Origin of the sequence: Amycolatopsis sacchari (genome assembly GCF_900114035.1) — a bacterium.
Lineage (GTDB): Bacteria > Actinomycetota > Actinomycetes > Mycobacteriales > Pseudonocardiaceae > Amycolatopsis_E > Amycolatopsis_E sacchari.
Genome location: NZ_FORP01000037.1, coordinates 29,664 through 47,857, shown reverse-complemented (window position 1 = coordinate 47,857; position 18,194 = coordinate 29,664). Strand labels below are relative to the sequence as shown.

The following is an 18,194-nucleotide window of genomic DNA, read 5'->3' as shown; positions in this document are numbered from 1 at the left end:
CACACCACCACATACCCCCAGCCACCACGCATCCGACTCCTCACCCAAACCGCCTAACTTAGCGGTATTGGCCGGCGGGCAGGCTCCAGGATGATCGGGGCCCAAAGGGATCTCACCTGGGGTGGGTGGCCGAGTTGAGTGATCATCCCGTCGCCTGCGGTTTGTGCATATCACTTTGAGGACCAGCCGCAAGCTTGGCGAGGCAACCGCAAGCGAGCAAAAAGGTTGCGGCTGCTCCTCAAAGTGATCCACCGGTTTCAGGCGACGGGATGATCACCCAACTCTCGGGGGCTGTCTTACGACAGCAGTGCCGTCCTGGTCCTTGGGAATCCTGACTTTCCCTTGTCGCTGGTCTTCACGGCCAGTACCTGGTTCACGCCGATCGAACCCCGCTCGAAGGTGAGCGCCGAAGCCGCCATGTACAGGCGCCAGACCCGTGCCCTGCCTTCGCTCGTCAGGCGGACCGCGTCCTGCCAGTGCTCTTCGAGGTTCGCGACCCACGCGCGCAGGGTCAGGGCGTAGTGCTCACGCAGCGCCTCGACGTCCCGGATCTCGAAACCGGCCTCCTCGATCGCGCCCGCCATGACGCTGACCGGCTCCAGTTCGCCGTCCGGGAAGACGTAGCGGTTGATGAACGACGTCTTGTCCGTCGTGCGGCCCGGGACGCCCGCCTTCCGCGAGATCGCGTGGTTGAGCAGCCTGCCCTCGGGCTTCAGCAGGTCGTACAGCGCCTTCGCGTAGGTGGGCAGCATCGACTGGCCCACGTGCTCCGCCATGCCGATGCTCGAAATCGCGTCGTAGGGGCCGTCCCGCACGTCGCGGTAGTCCTGGACCCTGATCTCCACCAGGTCCGACAGGCCTTCCTCCGCGACGCGCTTGCGGGCGAAATCCGCCTGCGCCTGCGACAGCGTGACCCCGACGGCCCGCGCGCCGTACTCCCGCGCCGCGTGGATGACGAACGTGCCCCAGCCGCAGCCGACGTCGAGCACCCGCATGCCCTCGCGCAGCCCCAGCTTCCGCGCCACGAGGTCGACCTTCGCGGTCTGCGCCTCCTCCAGCGAGGTGACCCCCTCGCCCCACACGGCACACGAGTACGTCATCGACGGGCCCAGCACGAGGGCGTAGAAGTCGTTGCCGACGTCGTAGTGGTGGCTGATCGCCTCCGCGTCACGGCGCTTCGAGTGCAGCCGGCCACCCAGCCGGATCTCCTCCGCGGGCGGCTTCGGCGGCAGGCCGAACGCACGCAGCCGCAGCCCGGTCTTGATCACGTCCCACTTGACCGCGCCGTCCACGTCCAGCGTCCCGGACTGCGAGCCGACAACCCGCTCCAGGTGGGAAAGGCTCTCGAAGAAATCCGATTCCACGTCGAGATCGCCCGAGACGAAACACCGGGCGATGCCCAGTTCGTTGGGCGCCCACACCAGCCTGCGCAGGGCCCGGCGCCGCCGCAGCACCAGCCGCACGGGCGCGTCCGGCGGACCGGCCTCGCTCCCGTCCCAGCAGCGGATACGGAGCGGGATTTCGCCGCCCAGGACCGCACGGACCAAACCGTAGACGGATTCGGCGGCAGCATTTCGCGAGGTCACCACGTACCTCATTCAAGCACTCACACGGAGTTCACGCGAAGGTCCGCGAGGTGATTCGCCCGAACTGCCGGAAATACGGCCGTGTACTTTCCCACAGCAATGCCGCGGGAAAGCACACGGCCGTTCTGCTACTCCAGCACCAGCAGGAGGTCGCCGCCCTCGACCTGCTGCACCGAGTTGATGGCGAGCCTGGCCACCTTGCCGCCCGTCGCGGCGGTGATGGACGCCTCCATCTTCATCGCCTCGATCGTGGCGACCGTGGCACCGGCGGCCACCTCGTCACCCTCGCGCACCGAAAGCGTGACGACCCCGGCGAACGGCGCGGCCACGTGCTTCGGGTTGGCCTTGTCCGCCTTCTCCGCCGTGGGCAGGTCCGAGGCCACCGACCGGTCACGCACCTGGATCGGCCGCAGCTGCCCGTTCAGCGTGGACATCACCGTGCGCATCCCGCGCTCGTCGGCCTCGCCGATCGCCTCCAGCTCGATGAGCAGCCGCACCCCGGGCTCCAGGTCGACCTGGTACTCCTCCCCCGGCCGCAGCCCGTAGAAGAAGTCCTTGCTCGGCAGCACGCTCGTGTCACCGTAGGCCTCCCGGTGCGCCTCGAACTCCTTCGTCGGCCCGGGGAACAGCAGCCGGTTCAGCGTCCGGCGACGGTCCGTCGCGAGCGCCTCGCGGTCCTCGGCGGACAGCTCCGCGACCGGCTTCCGCTCGGCACGGCCCTCCAGCGCCTTGGTGCGGAACGGCTCCGGCCAGCCGCCGGGCGGGTCGCCCAGCTCGCCGCGCAGGAACCCGATCACCGAGTCCGGGATGTCGTAGCGGTTGGGCTCCGCCTCGAACTTCTCCGGTGAGACCCCCGCGCCCACGAGGTGCAGCGCGAGGTCACCGACCACTTTGGACGAAGGCGTGACCTTCACGAGGTGACCGAGGATCCGGTCCGCCGCCGCGTACATCGCCTCGATCTCCTCGAAGCGGTCACCCAGCCCCAGCGCCCGCGCCTGCGTGCGCAGGTTCGACAGCTGACCGCCCGGGATCTCGTGGTCGTACACGCGCCCGGTCGGCGATGCGAGCCCCGCCTCGAACGGCGCGTAGATCTTGCGCACGATCTCCCAGTACGGCTCCAGGTTCCCGACCGCCCGCAGGCTCAGGCCCGTCGGCCGCTCGGAGTGGTCCGTCGCGGCGACGATCGCCGACAGCGACGGCTGCGACGTCGTGCCCGCCATCGACGCGACCGCGCCGTCCACGGCGTCCGCCCCGGCGTTGATCGCCGCCAGGTACGTGCCCAGCTGGCCACCCGCCGTGTCGTGCGTGTGGATGTGCACCGGCAGGTCGAACTCCTTGCGCAGCGCGGAAACCAGCTTCGCCGCGGCCGGCGCGCGCAGCAGGCCCGCCATGTCCTTGATCGCCAGCACGTGGGCACCGGCACCGACGATCTGCTCGGCCAGCTTGAGGTAGTAGTCCAGCGTGTACAGCTTCTCGCCGGGGTCCGACAGGTCCGAGGTGTAGCACAACGCGACCTCGGCGACGGCCTTGCCGGTCTCCCGCACGGCTTCGATCGCCGGGCGCATCTGCTCGACGTCGTTGAGGGCGTCGAAGATCCGGAAGATGTCGATCCCGGTGTTCGTGGCCTCCTCGACGAAGGCGTTCGTCACCTCGGTCGGGTAGGGCGTGTAGCCGACGGTGTTCCGCCCGCGCAGCAGCATCTGCAGGCAGATGTTCGGCACCGCCTCACGCAGCCGCGCCAGCCGCTCCCACGGGTCCTCCGCGAGGAACCGCAGCGCCACGTCGTAGGTCGCGCCGCCCCAGCACTCCAGCGACAGCAGCTCCGGCAGGGTGTGCGCCACGACCGGCGCGACGGCCAGCAGGTCCTTCGTGCGGACGCGGGTGGCCAGCAGCGACTGGTGCGCGTCGCGGAACGTCGTGTCGGTGACCCCGATCGTCGGCGATTCCCGCAGCCAGCGCGCGAAACCCTCCGGGCCCAGCTCGGTCAGCTTCTGCTTCGACCCGGCCCGCGGCTCGCCGCTGGGCAGCTCCGGCAGCTTGCTCGCCGGGTCGATCAGGCGCGGGCGCTCGCCGTGCGGCTTGTTCACGGTGACGTCGGCGAGGTAGGTCAGCAGCCGCGTGCCGCGGTCGGCGGAGTGCCGCGCGGTGAGCAGGTGCGGACGCTCCTCGATGAACGACGTCGTCACGCGGCCGTTGCGGAAGTCCTCGTCGTCCAGGACGGCCTGCAGGAACGGGATGTTCGTGGCGACACCGCGGATGCGGAACTCCGCCAGCGCGCGGCGGGCGCGGTTCGCGGCAGTCTTGAAGTCACGCCCGCGGCAGGTGAGCTTGACGAGCATCGAGTCGAAGTGCGCGCTGATCTCCGTGCCCGCGAACGCCGTACCGCCGTCGAGCCGGATGCCGGAGCCGCCGGGCGAGCGGTAGGCGCTGATCATCCCGGTGTCCGGGCGGAACCCGTTGGCCGGGTCCTCGGTGGTGATGCGGCACTGCATCGCGGCGCCCCGCAGGTAGACCTTGTCCTGCGACAGGCCGAGGTCCGCGAGCGTCTCGCCGGACGCGATGCGCATCTGCGACTGCACGAGGTCGACGTCGGTGACCTCCTCGGTCACCGTGTGCTCGACCTGGATGCGCGGGTTCATCTCGATGAAGTGGTGCTGCCCGTTCTTGTCGAGCAGGAACTCGACGGTGCCGGCGTTGCGGTAGCCGATCCGGCGGGCGAACGCGACGGCGTCGTTGCAGATCCGCTCGCGGGTCTCGGGGTCGAGGTTCGGCGCGGGGGCCAGCTCGATGACCTTCTGGTGCCGCCGCTGGACGGAGCAGTCGCGCTCGAAGAGGTGGATGACGTTGCCCTCGCCGTCCGCGAGGATCTGCACCTCGATGTGGCGCGGGTCGACAACGGCCTTCTCCAGGAACACGGTGGGGTCGCCGAACGCGGACTCGGCCTCGCGCGAGGCGGCCTCGATCGACTCGCGCAGGTGCGCGGGGTCGTCCACGCGCCGCATACCGCGCCCGCCACCACCGGCGACGGCCTTGACGAACACGGGGAACCCGATCTCGTCGGCGGCGGCGACGAGGGCGTCCACGTCGGTCGACGGCTGCGAGGACCCGAGCACGGGCACGCCGGCCTCGCGGGCCGCGGCCACGGCGCGGGCCTTGTTGCCCGTCAGTTCCAGGATCTCCGCGCTGGGGCCGATGAAGGTGATCCCGGCCCGTTCACAGGCCAGCGCGAGGTCCGGGTTCTCGGACAGGAAGCCGTAACCGGGGTAGATGGCGTCGGCACCGGCCTTGCGCGCCGCGCCGACGATCTCGTCGACGGACAGGTACGCGCGCACGGGGTGGCCCTGGACGCCGATCTCGTAGGCTTCGTCGGCCTTCAGCCGGTGCAGTGAGTTGCGATCCTCGTACGGGAACACCGCTACCGTGCCCGCGCCCAGCTCATAGCCGGCGCGGAAGGCACGGATGGCGATCTCGCCACGGTTGGCGACGAGTACCTTCCGGAACATGCCCGGTCCTTCCTCTGGAGTTGGATCGGTGGATGGCTGACGTTACCTTGCCGATCCCGTGACGCGGGAGTTCTGTCCCGGGTGATGGACGTCATCCACCTTCGGAAACGGTCTCGGAAACGGTGCAGACGAGCCGGTCCGGCATGCGCTGTGGTACTGGCGCCCGCGCCCGAAGTGGACTCCGGATTCAGCCCGCTTGGGCCGCGGAGCCGGTGTAGAGCAGCCGGTTCGGCGTGCCCTGGGGGACACCGGTCAGCACGCCCGTCGTGGCGTTGGCGACGACCGCCGACGCGACCTCCGCGGGCGTCGCGGACGGGTGTTGCGCGCGGTAGAGCGCCGCCGCGCCCGCGACGAACGCCGCCGCCATCGAGGTGCCCGACGTCGTGACCGGGCCGCCCGGCGCGGCCGACGGGATGTCCACCCCGGGCGCGTACAGGTCGATCCCCGCCCCGAAGTTCGACTTCGGCGCGACGGCACCGTTGACGTCCATCGCGCCGACCGTGAGCACCTCCGGCACCCGGCCCGGCGACGACGTCGACACGTCCGCCGACGCCCAGCCCGCCGGCACGACCACCGGCATCACCCCGGCGAGCGCTTTCACGGCCGTGTCCAGCTGGTCGTTTCCGGGTCCGCCGATGCCGAGCATCGCGACCGCGGGCTGCGCCGCGTTCTGCGCGACCCAGCCGATGCCCGAGATGATGCTCAGCAGGTTCCCGTTCCCGCTGTCGTCGAGCACCTTGACCGGCACGATCCGCACGCCCTTCGCGACGCCGTACTCACTGCCGCCGAGGATGCTCGCCAGCCGCGTGCCGTCGCCGTTGCGGTCGGTCGTGTCGGTGTTGCCGTCGACGAAGTTCTGTCCCGGCTGCACGCGCCCGCCGAACTCCGGCTGCGTCGCGTCCACGCCGGTGTCGATGACGTACACCGTCACCTGATCGGCCGTCGTGTCATAGCGGTACAGGTGGTCAGTGGCCCCGTCACGCTGGTCGATGCGGTCCAGGCCCCAGCTCGGCGGGTTGTCCTGCCGGCCGGAATCGGCCAGCGCCGGCGCCGCCGCCGAGACCGTGGCGGCGAGGGTCAGGAGCAACGAGATCGCGGTGCGAGCCGGAAACCTGTTCACATCCGGCAGCGTGAACCGCTCACCCACAGGGCACAAACGCTGTCCCACCATCAGGGGACTACGTCTTCTCCAGGTACTCCGCCCGCTCGTCGTCGACGACGGAGGCCACCAGGTGCGCCAGCCCGGGGTGCTTCGCCAGTGACGGGTCCTCCGCCACGACCTCCTGCGCCCGCTCCCGCGCCTCCGCGATGATCTCCTCGTCCCGCAGCAACGACAGCAGCTTCAGGCTCGACCGCTTGCCCGACTGCGCCGCCCCCAGGATGTCGCCTTCGCGGCGCAGTTCCAGGTCCAGCCGGGACAGTTCGAAACCGTCCGTTGTGGACTCCACCGCGGCCAGCCGCTCCCGCGTGGACGTCCCGTCGATCGCCTCCGTGACCAGCAGGCACAGGCCGGGCACGCTGCCCCGGCCGACGCGGCCACGCAGCTGGTGCAGCTGGCTCACGCCGAACCGGTCGGCGTCCATGATCACCATCGCGGTCGCGTTCGGCACGTTCACGCCGACCTCGATCACCGTCGTCGCCACGAGCACGTCCAGCTTCCCCGCGGCGAAGGCCCGCATCACGGCGTCCTTCTCGTCGGTGGGCAGCCGCCCGTGCAGCACGCCGATCCGCAACCCCGCGAGCGGCCCGGCCTCCAGCTCCGCGGCGACGTCCAGCACCGCGAGCGGCGGCCGCTTGTCGCTCTTGTCCGACGGCGGCTCGTCCCCGATGCGCGGGCACACGACGTACGCCTGGTGCCCCTTCTGGACCTCCTCGCGCACCCGCTGCCATACGCGGTCCAGCCACGCGGGTTTCTCGGCGACCGGCACGACGGTCGTGGAGATCGGCGAACGGCCCACCGGCATCACGCGCAGCGCCGACGTCTCCAGGTCGCCGTACACCGTCATCGCGACCGTGCGGGGGATCGGCGTCGCCGTCATGACGAGCACGTGCGGGCTCGTGTCGTTCGCGCCCCTGGTGCGCAACGCGTCCCGCTGCTCGACGCCGAACCGGTGCTGCTCGTCCACGACCACGAACCCCAGGTCCGCGAAGGACACCGTGTCCTGGATCAGCGCGTGCGTGCCGACGACGATGCCCGCCGCGCCGCTCGCCGCGTCGAGCAGCGCCTGCTTGCGCTCCTTGGCCGACATCGACCCGGTGAGCAGCGTGACCTTCGTGGCCTGCTCGGCCGCGCCCAGCTCACCCGCCTGCCCCAGCTCGCCGAGCATCTCCCGCAGCGACCGCGCGTGCTGCGCCGCGAGCACCTCGGTGGGCGCGAGCATCGCCGCCTGGCGGCCCGCGTCGACCACCTGCAGCATCGCCCGCAGCGCGACGACGGTCTTACCGCTGCCGACCTCGCCCTGCAGCAGCCGGTTCATCGGGTGCTCGCCGGACAGGTCGCCGGCGATGTGCTCGCCCACCTCGCGCTGCCCGCTCGTCAGCTCGAACGGCAGCCGCTGGTCGAACGCTTCGAGGAGGCCGCCCGGCTTCGGCGGGCACGCGGGCGCCGGCCGTGACACGGCGGAGAACCGGCGCTGCGCGAAGATCAGCTGGATCGCCATCGCCTCGTCCCACTTGAGCCGCTCGCGCGCGGCCTCCAGCGCGCGCTGGTCCTGCGGGCGGTGGATGGCGTGCAGCGCGTCGAACAGCTCCAGGAAGCCGTACCGCTTGAGCAGTTCGGCCGGCATCGGGTCCGGTTCGCGCTCCAGTGTGTCCAGCACCTGCCGCACGCACCGGGCGATGGACCAAGACGGGACGCCCGACGCCGCCGGGTACACGGGGATGATCGCGCCGACGAAGTCGTCCATGGCGCTTTCGTTGTTCTCGTCGAGCATCTGGTACTCGGGGTTGGCCAGCTGCAGCTTGTTGCGGAACGCCGTGACCTTGCCGGCGAACAGGCCCGTCTTGCCGAGCTGCAGCTCCCGTTCGCGCTGGTGGGCGTTGCCGAAGAACGCGCACTCCAGCCTGCGGTACCCGTCGGTGATCGTCATTTCGAGGATCCACCCGGGTTTGTTCCGCATCCGACGTTTGTTGACCTTCTCGATGCGCGCCATCACGGTGGCGTGCTCGCCGATCTCCAGGCCCGCGATGTCGGTCAGCTCGCCGCGTTCGGCGTAGCGGCGGGGGTAGTGCCGCAGCAGGTCGCCGACCGTGACGATGCCGAGGGCCTCGTCCAGTGCCGTCGCCGTCTTCTTGCCCAGCAACGGGGTCAGCTTGTCGCCAAGGACTGTCATTTCCTACTCCACGCCGATCAGCAGCACCGCTTCGGTCTGGCCGCCGGGGTAGCTCGCGAACTCGACCTCCGGCCGTTCCTCGCGCAGCCGGTCCGCCAGCTCCCGCGCCACCCCCTCGGGCGCCGCGGCGCCGGTCAGCACCGTGACCAGCTCGCCGCCGACCGCCAGCATCCGCCGCAGCACCGTCATCGCCGCGGTCACCAGGTTCTCCTCCGACAGCGGCTCCACCAGCACGACCTCACCGTCGACGAACCCGACGAGGTCGCCGGGGTGCGCCAGCCCCACCCAGGTTATCGACTCCTCTTCGGCGACCACGAGTTCGCCACGCCGCGTCGCCGCCGCGGCCTCCGCCATGGCCACGACGTCGTCGTTCACGCGGCGTCCCGGGTCGTGCACCGCGAGCGCGGCGAGCACCTGGACCGGGGAGGCACACGGGATCACGACGACCTCCCGGTCTCCGATCATGGCGTGCGCGGCCGTCTCGTCCGCGGCCTCGGTGAGCTGCGGATCCCCGGCGAGGATCGTGATGTGGCCGACAGCGCGGTCGGTGACCAGGCCCAGCATTTCCGCCACGCTCGGCTTCGTGCCCTGAGGCGCCGCGAGGACCGCGACGCCCTCTTCGCGCAGCAACTCGGCGAGACCCTCGCCGCGCACGACGGCGACGACGGTGCGATCGGGCCCCGAGGGCGCTTCGATCGGCGTCGGTGTGATCAGCGGCTCGACGCGGATGCCCCGGGGGCGGCCGATTTCCAGCCCGGCCTCGATGGCGGCGCCGATGTCGGCGCAGTGGACGTGCACCGCGTACGCGCCCGAGCCGTCACCCGCGACCGTCACGCTGTCGCCGAGCGCGCTCAACGCGTGACGGAGCTGGGGCAGGTCCTCCTCGACGGCCTCGTCGAGCAGGTACATCACTTCCCACGCGTACGGCGCGGGCTCGGCGTCCTCGGACTCCGTCTGCGCTTCGCAGGAGTGGACGGGCTCGGTTGCCGTGCCCGTGACCACACCGGCGAGAGCGTCGAGGACCGCGACGAGTCCCCTCGCGCCCGCGTCGACCACACCGGCCGACGCGAGGACGGGCAGCTGCTGGGGGGTCTGTTCGAGCGCCTCCGACGCGGCCTTGGCGGCCGTCGTGACGACTTCGTGCAGGTCCTGGCCCCGCACGGCGGTGGCGACCGCGTGCAGGACGGTGAGCATCGTGCCCGCGACCGGCCGGGCGACGGCATCCGTGGCGACGCGGTCCGCGTGCACGAGAGCCTGCGCCAGCGCCTCGCCGTCCAGCTCCGCACGGCCGTCCGCGGCCTCGGCGAGCCCGCGCAGGACCTGGGAGAGGATGACGCCGGAGTTGCCGCGGGCGCTGCGGACGGCACCGCGGGCGAGCACGGTCAGCGCCTCCCCCGCGCCCGCCGTCGGCTCGGCGAGCGCCGCCCGCGCCCCGATCATGGTGTGGAGCAGGTTGGAGCCGGTGTCGGAGTCGGCCACCGGGTACACGTTGATGCCGTCGATGGCGGGCCGGAGCACGTCGAGGCTGTGCACGCACGCCGACGCCCAGGCCACCACCGCAGCCCCGTCCAACGCCCGCACTTCGCCGACCTCCTCACCCCGGTTCCCGGCAGCGTATCGACCCGGGCGCGGGAGCGGTGCGGACAGTCGTTACTATGGTCGAGTTGCCCGGCCCCGCTGGGCGTGGTTTGTCTTCCCTGAATGTCAAAGGAGTTCGACGTGGCTGCCGTGTGCGACGTCTGTGGCAAGGGACCCGGCTTCGGCAAGGCGGTCTCGCACTCCCACCGGCGTACCAACCGCCGCTGGAACCCGAACATCCAGACCGTCCATGCCAAGGTCGGTGTGTCCCAGCGCAAGCGCCTGAACGTGTGCACCTCGTGCCTCAAGGCAGGCAAGGTCGTCCGCGGCTGATCTGATCAGCTTCCAGGCCCGGGGAGACTGCCGTCCCCCGGGCCTTTTGGCGTGCCCGGGGGGACGACTTCCCAGTGCCTCCCGCGGCGTCGCCTGACGATGCCGTAACCACAGCCCGCGCTCAAGGCCGCGAAGAGGATCACCATCACGACGGACAGGGCGACCCCTCCCTTGGGCTCGGGGTTGGTCGCCAGCTCCGACAGGCCGGTCGCGACCATAAGCAAACCGAAAACTCCCGCTGCCCACAGAAGACCCTCCCAGGCGGCTCCGATCACCTTGGCCCGCACGGGCTCCGCCGGCGCCGCGGCAGGCTGGTGCACCTCGGACGCCGTTGCCGCGGGAGGCGCGACGGGCGGCACGAACGCCACTGGTACCGCATCCGCCGGCTTCGGCGGTGCCGCGGCGGTGACCGGCACGGGTTCCGCCGGGGCAGGAGCGGCGAAAGGCTTCTTGACCAGGAGATCCTGGCTGGTGTCGTCCGCACGGGCCATCGGCCGGGGCAAACCCTTCTTCGCCAGTGCGACCCGCAACTGTCGATCCAGCTCGTGCAGGGTCAGCGAACCGTCCCCTTCGGTGAGCAACCTCACCACCTCACCGGTGAAAGCCGTGTAGCGCTCACCCGGAACCGCCAGGGAAACCCGGTCCGCTTGGCTGGACGTGAGGATGTAGGTGCCGGCCACCTCGACCTGCTCGGCAGCGGCGGACTGCGCCGACATGGCACCGACGGCACGCCCGGAGAAGCAGCAGTCCAGAACCAGCACTCGCACTTGAGCCGGGCTGTCCTCGATGATCTTCTTGACCGTGGCGAAGGGCACCGCGGTGCCGTCGATCCCGTACGGGTCCGGATCGGTTTCCCGGACCGTCAGGTGCAGATCGCCGTTCCGGTCGAGCACCCCGTGCCCTGCGTAGTAGACGAGGAGGACGTCTTCGGCTGTCTCCGCGGCCCGGCGGAGCCGGACGAGCAGGCTTCGCGGTGAGTCAGGACTGTCGACGACAGTGCAGCCGAGGTGATCGAACACCGCACCCGGTGCTTCGACGAAGGCGCGGTGGAGACCACTGAGGTTGTTCCTGACCGCGGGCAGGTTCTGCAGGGAGGGATGCCGCTCGTAATCGCTCGTTCCGATCAGAACGACCCGGGATCGGGCGCCGTCCGGATATCTGCTCATCGCCGCCGTTCGCCGAAGAAATCGAAGACGCGTTCGACGATGGCGTCTGGTTGCTGCGCACCGTCGATCTCCAGGTCCGCCTCGCGGCCGTCCGGCTGCTTGAGCTTGAGTTTGATGGTCGAGCCGGCCCGGCGGCGCTCCAGCCAGGAGAACACGCTCTGGATCAGGACCGTCAGCGCACTTCCGCTGCCGAGGCCGACGGTCAGGACTTCGAGCGCTCCTCCCATTTCCCCCTCGGCGATGGCGGCGTGCCCCAGCCGTGTCCGGCCACGCAGCTCACGAGCGGGTGTCAGCCATTTCTCCAGCGACCGCAGCTCTTCCGGCGCTTCCGCGCAACGGAATTCCACACTCCCCAGCACGCCGGCTCCTGTTGATCGGCTCGAAATCGGAACTCAGCGTACTCGATGGACAGCTCGTTGTCCGGAATCAGGACAATTTCCAGTCGATCGGCTTGCCGCCCTGCTGTTCCAGCAGTTCGTTCGCGCGGCTGAAGGGCCGCGAGCCGAAGAACCCGTTGTGCGCCGAAAGCGGGCTGGGGTGCACCGATTCGATGCACGGCACCCCCTTCAGCAGCGGCTTCAGGCTCCGCGCCTGCGAACCCCACAGGATCGCCACCAGCGGGCCGCCGCGCTCGGCCAGTGCGCGGATCGCCTGCTCGGTGATCTCCTCCCAGCCCTTGCCCTTGTGCGAGTTCGGCGAGCCGGGGCGCACGGTCAGCGCCCTGTTGAGCAGCAGCACGCCCTGCTCGGTCCACGGCGTGAGGTCGCCGTTGGCGGGTGGCGGGTAGCCGAGGTCCGCGCAGTACTCCTGGAAGATGTTGATCAGGCTCTTGGGCAGCGGGCGCACGTCGGGCGCCACCGCGAAGCACAGGCCGATCGGGTGGCCGGGCGTCGGGTACGGGTCCTGGCCGACGATGAGCACCCGCACGTCCGCGAAGGGCTGCTGGAAAGCCCGCAGCACGTGCTCCCCCGCGGGCAGGTACCGCCTGCCGGCGGCGATCTCCGCCCGCAGGAAGTCGCCCATCGCGGCGATCCGGTCGCCGACCGGCGCCAGCGCCTCAGCCCAGCCCGCTTCCACCACTTCCGCCAACGGTTTCGCAGCCACGGCCCGCGACTCTAGTCCGCCGGGTCGAGCCGCCGGAGTTCGGCTCGGAACACCTTCGCGCGCTCCACGTACCCGTCCACCACGCGCTGGATCTGCTCCGCCCCGAACGACGAGTTCGGCCGGGTTTTCGCGGGCACGCCGAGCGCGATGTGCCCGGACGGCACGTGCGAGCGGTACGACAGGACGGCGCCCGCCCCGACCATGCCGCCGTCCTCGACGACGCTTCCGTTGAGCACCACCGATCCCGACGCGATCAGGCAGCCGCTGCCGATCCGCGCGCCCTCGACGTGCACGGCATGCCCGATCGCCGAGCCGGGCCCGAGGATCGTGGGGTCCTCGGCGGTGCAGTGCACGACGCAGCCGTCCTGGATGTTCGACCGCTCCCCCACCTCGATGTAGCCGTGGTCCCCGCGCAGCACGGTCTGCGGCCAGACCGACGCGTAGGCGCCGATCCGCACGTCGCCGATCACGGTCGCGTCCGGGTGGACGTAGGCCTGGGGGTGGATGCGGGGGACGCGGTCGCCGAGCGCGTAGATGGCCATGCGGTTCCTTTCGTGAAGGCTCTGGGCACGCTGTTCTCTACGACGAGTGCATAGCACTCGCACCGCAGGGTGCTCGTGGGTCGCCGGGACGCAGGTGCAACGGAACCTCCGGCGAGGAGTGACCTCAGCCCAGCGCCTTTCCGAGGCACAGGCTCAGTTCGTCGTCCCGGTAGTAGCCGAACTTCGGGATCTCCTCGTAGCCGGACGAGCGGTACAGCGCGATCGCCTCGGGTTGCTTCTGGCCCGTCTCCAGTACGGCCCTCCGGTGCCCCGCCGCGGCCGCCGTGCGCTCCAGCTCCGCCAGCACCGCCCGCGCCAAACCGTTGCCACGCAAGGATTTCACGACGTACATCCGCTTGAACTCGGCATCGCCCGGCAGCAGTCCCGGCGGCGGCTCCTCGTGCGTGCGCCAGCCGCCGCACGCCACCGGGGCGCCGTCGAGGTAGCCCACCAGGAACAGCCCGCGCGGCGGCGCGAACTCCGCGGGATCGACGGCCGTCTCGTCGGGGCCGCCGTAGCGGACGACGTACTCCTGCTGAACCTCCTCGGTCAGCTTGACGGCGTCGGGAGCGTCGAAAGGGGTCACACGCAGGTCCACGCGATCAACTTAACCAGTGCTGCCAACCGCTTTCCCCGGCGTACGCGGCTCCGTCGACCGTGACCCCGGAATCCGGCATCGTCACCGCGCCGATGCGCCGCCAGCCCTCCGGCAGGTCCGCGAACGGCGGGAAGGTCGCCGCGAGCGCGTGGTCCTCACCGCCCGTGAGCACCCAGTGCAGCGGGTCCGCGCCCAGCGCCGTGCCGACCTCGACGAGCCGGGGGTGCACGTCGAGCAGCTCGGTGCGCACGTCGATGCCGACGCCCGAGGCCTCGGCGATGTGCCCGAGGTCGGCGAGCAGGCCGTCCGACACGTCGATCATCGCCGTCGCGCCGGCCTTCGCCGCGGCGGGACCGGCGGCGTACACCGGCTCGGGGAAGCGCTGGGCGTTGGCGACCGAGACCGGCGAGCGGAAACCGCGGTGCAGCACGGCGAGTCCCGCCGCGGCCCAGCCGAGCCGTCCGCACACCGCGACGACGTCACCGGGCCGGGCACCCGAACGCGTGATCGCCGCTCGCCCACGCAGGTCACCGAGGGCCGTGATGCTCACCACGAGCTGATCGGCCTGCACCATGTCCCCGCCCACGACACCCGCGCCCGCGCCCGCGGCCTCCTCCCACATGCCGTCGGTGAGGCCCCGCACCAGGTCGGCCGGCGTGTCGGCGGGGCACGCCAGCCCCACGAGCACCGCCGTCGGCACCGCGCCCATCGCCGCGATGTCGGCGAGGTTCACCGCGACCGCCTTGCGGCCGACCTGTTGCGGGGTGGACCAGTCCAGCCGGAAGTGCACGCCCTGGACCAGCACGTCGGTGCTGGCGACGACCCGGCTATCGGCCGCGGCGACCACCGCCGCGTCGTCACCCGGCCCGAGCAGCGTGCTCTCCGGCTGTCGTCTGTTCTCCGTCACCGCCCGGATGAGACCGAACTCACCCAGTTCGGCGACGGTGCTGCCGTTCGGCACGTGCTGTGACGACACTCGCCTGCTCCGTCCCTCGTAAGTCGGAAAGTCGGATGACCTATGGTCTCCCCGTTGGGGTAGGTTCTTCCCACGTTCCTACCGTGAGGGCGACGAAGAAGACGAAGGGGCGCGCCGTGGTCCACGCATACATCCTCATCCAGACCGAAGTCGGCAAGGCCGCGGCGGTCGCGGCGGAGATCTCGGGCATCCCCGGCGTCACCACCTCCGAGGACGTGACGGGCCCGTACGACGTGATCGTGCGCGCCGAGGCCGACACCGTCGACCAGCTCGGACAGCTCGTCGTCGCGAAGGTGCAGGGCGTGGAGGGCATCACCCGCACCCTCACCTGCCCGGTGGTACACCTCTAGACCGTGCCCGAAGAACAGACCGGCGCCCCGCCGCGGCGCGTGCTCGTGCTCGCCGCGGTGCTGGCCGTGGCGCTCGCGGCGGGCGTCGCCGTGCTCAGCCTGGTCACACGCTCCGAACAGGACAAACCCGCCGATGGCCCGCTCGCGCTCGTGACCGTGCCGGCCTCCCAGGCGGACTCGCCGGAGTGCGCCACGCTCGTGCCCGCGCTGCCCGCGCAGCTGACGTCGAACGGCACGACGCTGAACCGGAGGGAGATCGCCGAGCCCGCGCCGCCGGCGACCGTGGCATGGGGCGCCCCCGACGCGATCGTGCTGCGCTGCGGCATCGACCGCCCGGCCGAGCTGACGCAGACCTCCCAGCTGCGGACGGTCTCGGGCGTCCAATGGCTCCCGATCGAGGGCGACGGCACCTCGACGTGGTACGTCGTCGACCGCAACGTCTACGTCGCGCTCACGGTCCCGGACTCCGCGGGGACCGGGCCGCTGCAGACCATCTCGGACCTCGTGGCCGCCAAGCTCCCCGCGGTGCCGCTGCGCTTCTAGCGCGGCGCCGGTCAGCGGAGGCCGGTGCCCCTCGCGAGCGCGGTGTCGATCAGCGTCGTCAGCAGGGTGCGGAAGTCCAGGCCCGTGACGGCCCACATCTTCGGGTACGCCGACGTCGCCGTGAAGCCGGGCATCGTGTTGACCTCGTTGACCGTCAGCTCACCGTTCGCGCCCACGAAGAAGTCCACGCGGGCCAGGCCCTGGCAGTCCAGCGCGTGGAAGGCCCGCACGGCCTGCTCGCGGAGCCGCTCGGTCACCACGTCGTCGAGCTTCGCGGGGATGTCGAGCTCCGCGTCCTCACCCAGGTACTTGGTTTCGAAGTCGTACCAGGCGCCCTCGTCGTTCGACAGCACCCGGATCTCCGCAGGCAGCGACGCCTCGACGCGCCCGTCGGGGAACTCCAGCACCCCGCACTCGACCTCGCGCCCCACGACCGCGGCCTCCACCAGCACCTTCGGATCCGTCTCCCGGGCCAGTGCGATCGCGTCGTCCAGCTGGGCCCAGTCGGTCACCTTGCTGATCCCGATGGACGAACCCGCGCGCGCGGGCTTCACGAACACCGGCAGCCCGAGCCGTTCGCGGTCGGCCTCGCTGACGGTGGACTCGCCGCGGCGCAGCGCCACGTACTCGCCCACCGGAAGCCCTTCCGCCGCCAGCAGCTTCTTCGCGTACTCCTTGTCCATCGCCGCGGCACTGGCGAGCACGCCGGCGCCCACGTAGGGCAGCCCGGCCAGCTCCAGCAGCCCCTGGATGGTGCCGTCCTCACCGAAAGCGCCGTGCAGCACGGGGAACACGACGTCGACGCCGCCGAGCGCGGCCGCGCCCGGTTCGACGGACACCAGTTCGTGCCGCGTCGGGTCACCGGCGAGCACGAGCGCCTGGCCGGACTCGTCGACGCTCGGCAGCTCCGAACCGCGGATGCTCAGCCGCTCCGGGTCGGCGGTGCCCAGCACCCAGCCGCCCTCCTTGGTGATACCGATCGGCACGACCTCGAACCGGTCCGGATCGAGGTGCGCCAGCACGCTGCCGGCGGAGACGCAGGAGATGGTGTGCTCGGTGCTGCGGCCGCCGAACACCACGGCAACCCGCGTCTTTCGATCCGTCATGAGCCGTCACCCTACCGGGCGCTTGCCGTCACAGCCTCAGCGCAGTAATTCCACCAGGACATCCAGTGCGTCACGCAGGGCTTCCCGCGAGCAGCCGGCGTACCCGATCGTCACACCGGATGCGGTCGGGGTACCCGCGAAATGCCGGGAAAGCCCGTCCAGCAGGATGTTCCGCCGTTCCGCGGCACGCAACCGCTCCCGCTCGGCCGCCGGGGAATCCAGTGGTACCACCAGGTGTGCGCCCGCCTCGTCCCCCAGCACCGGCACCCCACCGGCCCGCAGCGCCGAAACCAGCAGCATCCGCCGCTCGGACAGCTCACGCCGCAGCTTCCGCAGGTGCCGCCCCAGATCCCCGTGCCGCGCCAGCTCGATCAGCACCCGCTGCCCCGCGGGCGAAGGGCGCGTGCCGGTGCGGTCGCGGTAGGCCAGCACCGCCGAGGTGACCGCGGGCGGCGCGACCATCCAGCCCGCGCCCAGCGTCGGCGTGAGGATCTTGCTCGTGGTGCCCAGGTGTGCGACGACGTCCGGGGCGAGCGCGGCGAGCAGCGGCAACGGGGCGACGTCGAACCGTAGCTCGCCGTCGTAGTCGTCCTCGATGATCAGCAGGTTCTCCCGGCGGGCGCGCTCCACCAGGTCCACCCGGCGGCCCGCGCTCATCCTGCTGCCCATCGGGTACTGGTGCGCGGGCGAGCAGTAGACCGCCCGCACACCAGGGGGAATCGCGTCCGGCCGCAGCCCCTCCTCGTCCACCGGCACCCCCACGACCGTCAGCCCCGCCGACCGCAGCGCCTGCACCGCGCGCTGGTACCCCGGTTCCTCGACGGCGACCGCGTCACCGGCCTCGAAGACCGCGCCGGCGAGTTCGACGACGGCCGCCGTCGTACCGCCGGTGGCGAGCACGAAATCCGTGCCGACGGCGAGCCCGCGGTGGCGCAGCAGGTGTTCGGCGATCGCCGCGCGGTAGTCCGGCAGGCCGGCGCGGTGCGCGCGGGACAACGGCGGCGCGTCGGCGGCGGCCCGCCACGCGCGGCGCCACGCCGCGCGGTCCAGACCAGCCGCCCACGGCGTGCCCGGGGTGAGGTCCAGAACTCCGTCGGGTTCGTGCTGCTCCCCCGGTACCGTGCGGTGGACCGGACGGTCGCTGGGCGGCGACGTCGTGACGTACGTGCCCGAACCGTGCCGCCCGGCGATCCAGCCTTCGGCGTGCAACTGTTCGTACGCCGCGGAAGTCACGGTCCTGCTGACGCCGAGCCGTTCGGCGAGCGCGCGCGTGGAGGGCAGCCGGTCGCCGCCCCGCAGGTGACCACTGGCCGCGGACTCGCGCAAGGCGTCGGCGAGCTGCACCGCGAGCGGCACCGGGGACTCGCGGTCGAGCGTCACGGGCAGAGCGGTACCGGAGTGCGTCATGCCAAAGTGGACCTTTCAAATGGGCCGATAGTGGCTATTCTACCGGTCCACTACGCCAGGCACGCTGGGG

16 protein-coding genes are annotated in these 18,194 nt (G+C 71.2%); 3 read left to right on the top strand and 13 right to left on the bottom strand.

What is annotated here, in order from left to right; all coding sequences use genetic code 11:
- Positions 1–296: 296 nt before the first annotated feature.
- The 5 genes from BMZ92_RS34305 to BMZ92_RS34285 form a co-directional block, all read right to left on the bottom strand.
- Positions 297–1,598, bottom strand: a complete 1,302-nt coding sequence (locus BMZ92_RS34305; RefSeq protein WP_091516412.1) for an SAM-dependent methyltransferase — start codon at positions 1,596–1,598, stop codon at positions 297–299.
- 116 nt (positions 1,599–1,714) lie between these two features.
- The gene (locus tag BMZ92_RS34300; RefSeq protein WP_091516408.1) at positions 1,715–5,089 is read right to left on the bottom strand and encodes a pyruvate carboxylase; all 3,375 of its coding nucleotides are present in this window, start codon (positions 5,087–5,089) and stop codon (positions 1,715–1,717) included.
- Between the two features lie 187 nt (positions 5,090–5,276).
- A complete protein-coding gene (locus BMZ92_RS34295) occupies positions 5,277–6,209 on the bottom strand; it encodes a S8 family peptidase (protein ID WP_342743533.1) in 933 nt (310 codons plus the stop codon).
- Positions 6,210–6,267: 58 nt separating this feature from the next.
- Positions 6,268–8,421: an ATP-dependent DNA helicase RecG gene (gene recG, locus BMZ92_RS34290; protein ID WP_091516404.1), complete on the bottom strand. Its 2,154-nt coding sequence runs from the start codon at positions 8,419–8,421 to the stop codon at positions 6,268–6,270.
- A gap of 3 nt (positions 8,422–8,424) precedes the next feature.
- Positions 8,425–10,002 carry a DAK2 domain-containing protein gene (locus BMZ92_RS34285; RefSeq protein WP_091516401.1) on the bottom strand — a complete coding sequence of 526 codons (1,578 nt, stop codon included), beginning with the start codon at positions 10,000–10,002 and terminating at the stop codon, positions 8,425–8,427.
- A 138-nt stretch (positions 10,003–10,140) separates the two neighbouring features.
- Here BMZ92_RS34285 and rpmB point away from each other — a divergent pair, with 138 nt between their 5' ends.
- Positions 10,141–10,332, top strand: coding sequence for a 50S ribosomal protein L28 (gene rpmB, locus BMZ92_RS34280; protein ID WP_091516398.1), 192 nt, complete (start codon positions 10,141–10,143; stop codon positions 10,330–10,332).
- Positions 10,333–10,337: 5 nt separating this feature from the next.
- On the opposite strand, the gene BMZ92_RS34275 is transcribed toward rpmB, so the two are convergent.
- The 6 genes from BMZ92_RS34275 to BMZ92_RS34250 form a co-directional block, all read right to left on the bottom strand.
- The gene (locus BMZ92_RS34275) at positions 10,338–11,498 is read right to left on the bottom strand and encodes a caspase family protein (RefSeq protein ID WP_091516396.1); all 1,161 of its coding nucleotides are present in this window, start codon (positions 11,496–11,498) and stop codon (positions 10,338–10,340) included.
- Positions 11,495–11,857 carry an effector-associated constant component EACC1 gene (locus tag BMZ92_RS34270; RefSeq protein ID WP_091516393.1) on the bottom strand — a complete coding sequence of 121 codons (363 nt, stop codon included), beginning with the start codon at positions 11,855–11,857 and terminating at the stop codon, positions 11,495–11,497. The genes BMZ92_RS34275 and BMZ92_RS34270 overlap by 4 nt, the downstream gene beginning before the upstream one ends.
- 67 nt (positions 11,858–11,924) lie before the next feature.
- Positions 11,925–12,602 carry a uracil-DNA glycosylase gene (locus tag BMZ92_RS34265; RefSeq protein WP_091516390.1) on the bottom strand — a complete coding sequence of 226 codons (678 nt, stop codon included), beginning with the start codon at positions 12,600–12,602 and terminating at the stop codon, positions 11,925–11,927.
- A gap of 11 nt (positions 12,603–12,613) precedes the next feature.
- On the bottom strand, positions 12,614–13,144 hold the full coding sequence (locus tag BMZ92_RS34260) for a gamma carbonic anhydrase family protein (RefSeq protein ID WP_091516388.1): 531 nt from the start codon (positions 13,142–13,144) through the stop codon (positions 12,614–12,616).
- A gap of 124 nt (positions 13,145–13,268) precedes the next feature.
- Complete coding sequence (locus BMZ92_RS34255; protein WP_091516385.1) at positions 13,269–13,742, bottom strand: GNAT family N-acetyltransferase; 474 nt, start codon at positions 13,740–13,742, stop codon at positions 13,269–13,271.
- A 4-nt stretch (positions 13,743–13,746) separates the two neighbouring features.
- Positions 13,747–14,718 (bottom strand): thiamine-phosphate kinase, encoded by a 972-nt coding sequence (locus BMZ92_RS34250; protein ID WP_245783421.1) that lies wholly within the window; start codon positions 14,716–14,718, stop codon positions 13,747–13,749.
- Positions 14,719–14,834: 116 nt separating this feature from the next.
- Here BMZ92_RS34250 and BMZ92_RS34245 point away from each other — a divergent pair, with 116 nt between their 5' ends.
- Together BMZ92_RS34245 and BMZ92_RS34240 are read left to right on the top strand one after the other, a co-directional pair.
- Complete coding sequence (locus BMZ92_RS34245) at positions 14,835–15,068, top strand: Lrp/AsnC ligand binding domain-containing protein (protein WP_091516423.1); 234 nt, start codon at positions 14,835–14,837, stop codon at positions 15,066–15,068.
- A 3-nt stretch (positions 15,069–15,071) separates the two neighbouring features.
- A complete protein-coding gene (locus tag BMZ92_RS34240) occupies positions 15,072–15,611 on the top strand; it encodes a DUF3515 domain-containing protein (protein WP_091516383.1) in 540 nt (179 codons plus the stop codon).
- 11 nt (positions 15,612–15,622) lie between these two features.
- Here BMZ92_RS34240 and BMZ92_RS34235 read toward each other — a convergent pair whose 3' ends face one another.
- Together BMZ92_RS34235 and pdxR are read right to left on the bottom strand one after the other, a co-directional pair.
- Positions 15,623–16,717, bottom strand: a complete 1,095-nt coding sequence (locus BMZ92_RS34235; protein ID WP_091516379.1) for a D-alanine--D-alanine ligase family protein — start codon at positions 16,715–16,717, stop codon at positions 15,623–15,625.
- 36 nt (positions 16,718–16,753) lie between these two features.
- On the bottom strand, positions 16,754–18,124 hold the full coding sequence (gene pdxR / locus BMZ92_RS34230; protein ID WP_091516377.1) for a MocR-like pyridoxine biosynthesis transcription factor PdxR: 1,371 nt from the start codon (positions 18,122–18,124) through the stop codon (positions 16,754–16,756).
- Positions 18,125–18,194 lie beyond the last annotated feature (70 nt).

Excerpts from the sequence above, each read along its gene's own strand:
- BMZ92_RS34260 (WP_091516388.1), bottom strand. The coding sequence starts at position 13,144 with ATGGCCATCTACGCGCTCGGCGACCGCGTCCCCCGCATCCACCCCCAG.
- BMZ92_RS34275 (WP_091516396.1), bottom strand. The coding sequence starts at position 11,498 with ATGAGCAGATATCCGGACGGCGCCCGATCCCGGGTCGTTCTGATCGGA.
- recG (WP_091516404.1), bottom strand. The coding sequence starts at position 8,421 with ATGACAGTCCTTGGCGACAAGCTGACCCCGTTGCTGGGCAAGAAGACG.
- pdxR (WP_091516377.1), bottom strand. The coding sequence starts at position 18,124 with ATGACGCACTCCGGTACCGCTCTGCCCGTGACGCTCGACCGCGAGTCC.
- BMZ92_RS34300 (WP_091516408.1), bottom strand. The coding sequence starts at position 5,089 with ATGTTCCGGAAGGTACTCGTCGCCAACCGTGGCGAGATCGCCATCCGT.
- BMZ92_RS34305 (WP_091516412.1), bottom strand. The coding sequence starts at position 1,598 with ATGAGGTACGTGGTGACCTCGCGAAATGCTGCCGCCGAATCCGTCTAC.
- BMZ92_RS34235 (WP_091516379.1), bottom strand. The coding sequence starts at position 16,717 with ATGACGGATCGAAAGACGCGGGTTGCCGTGGTGTTCGGCGGCCGCAGC.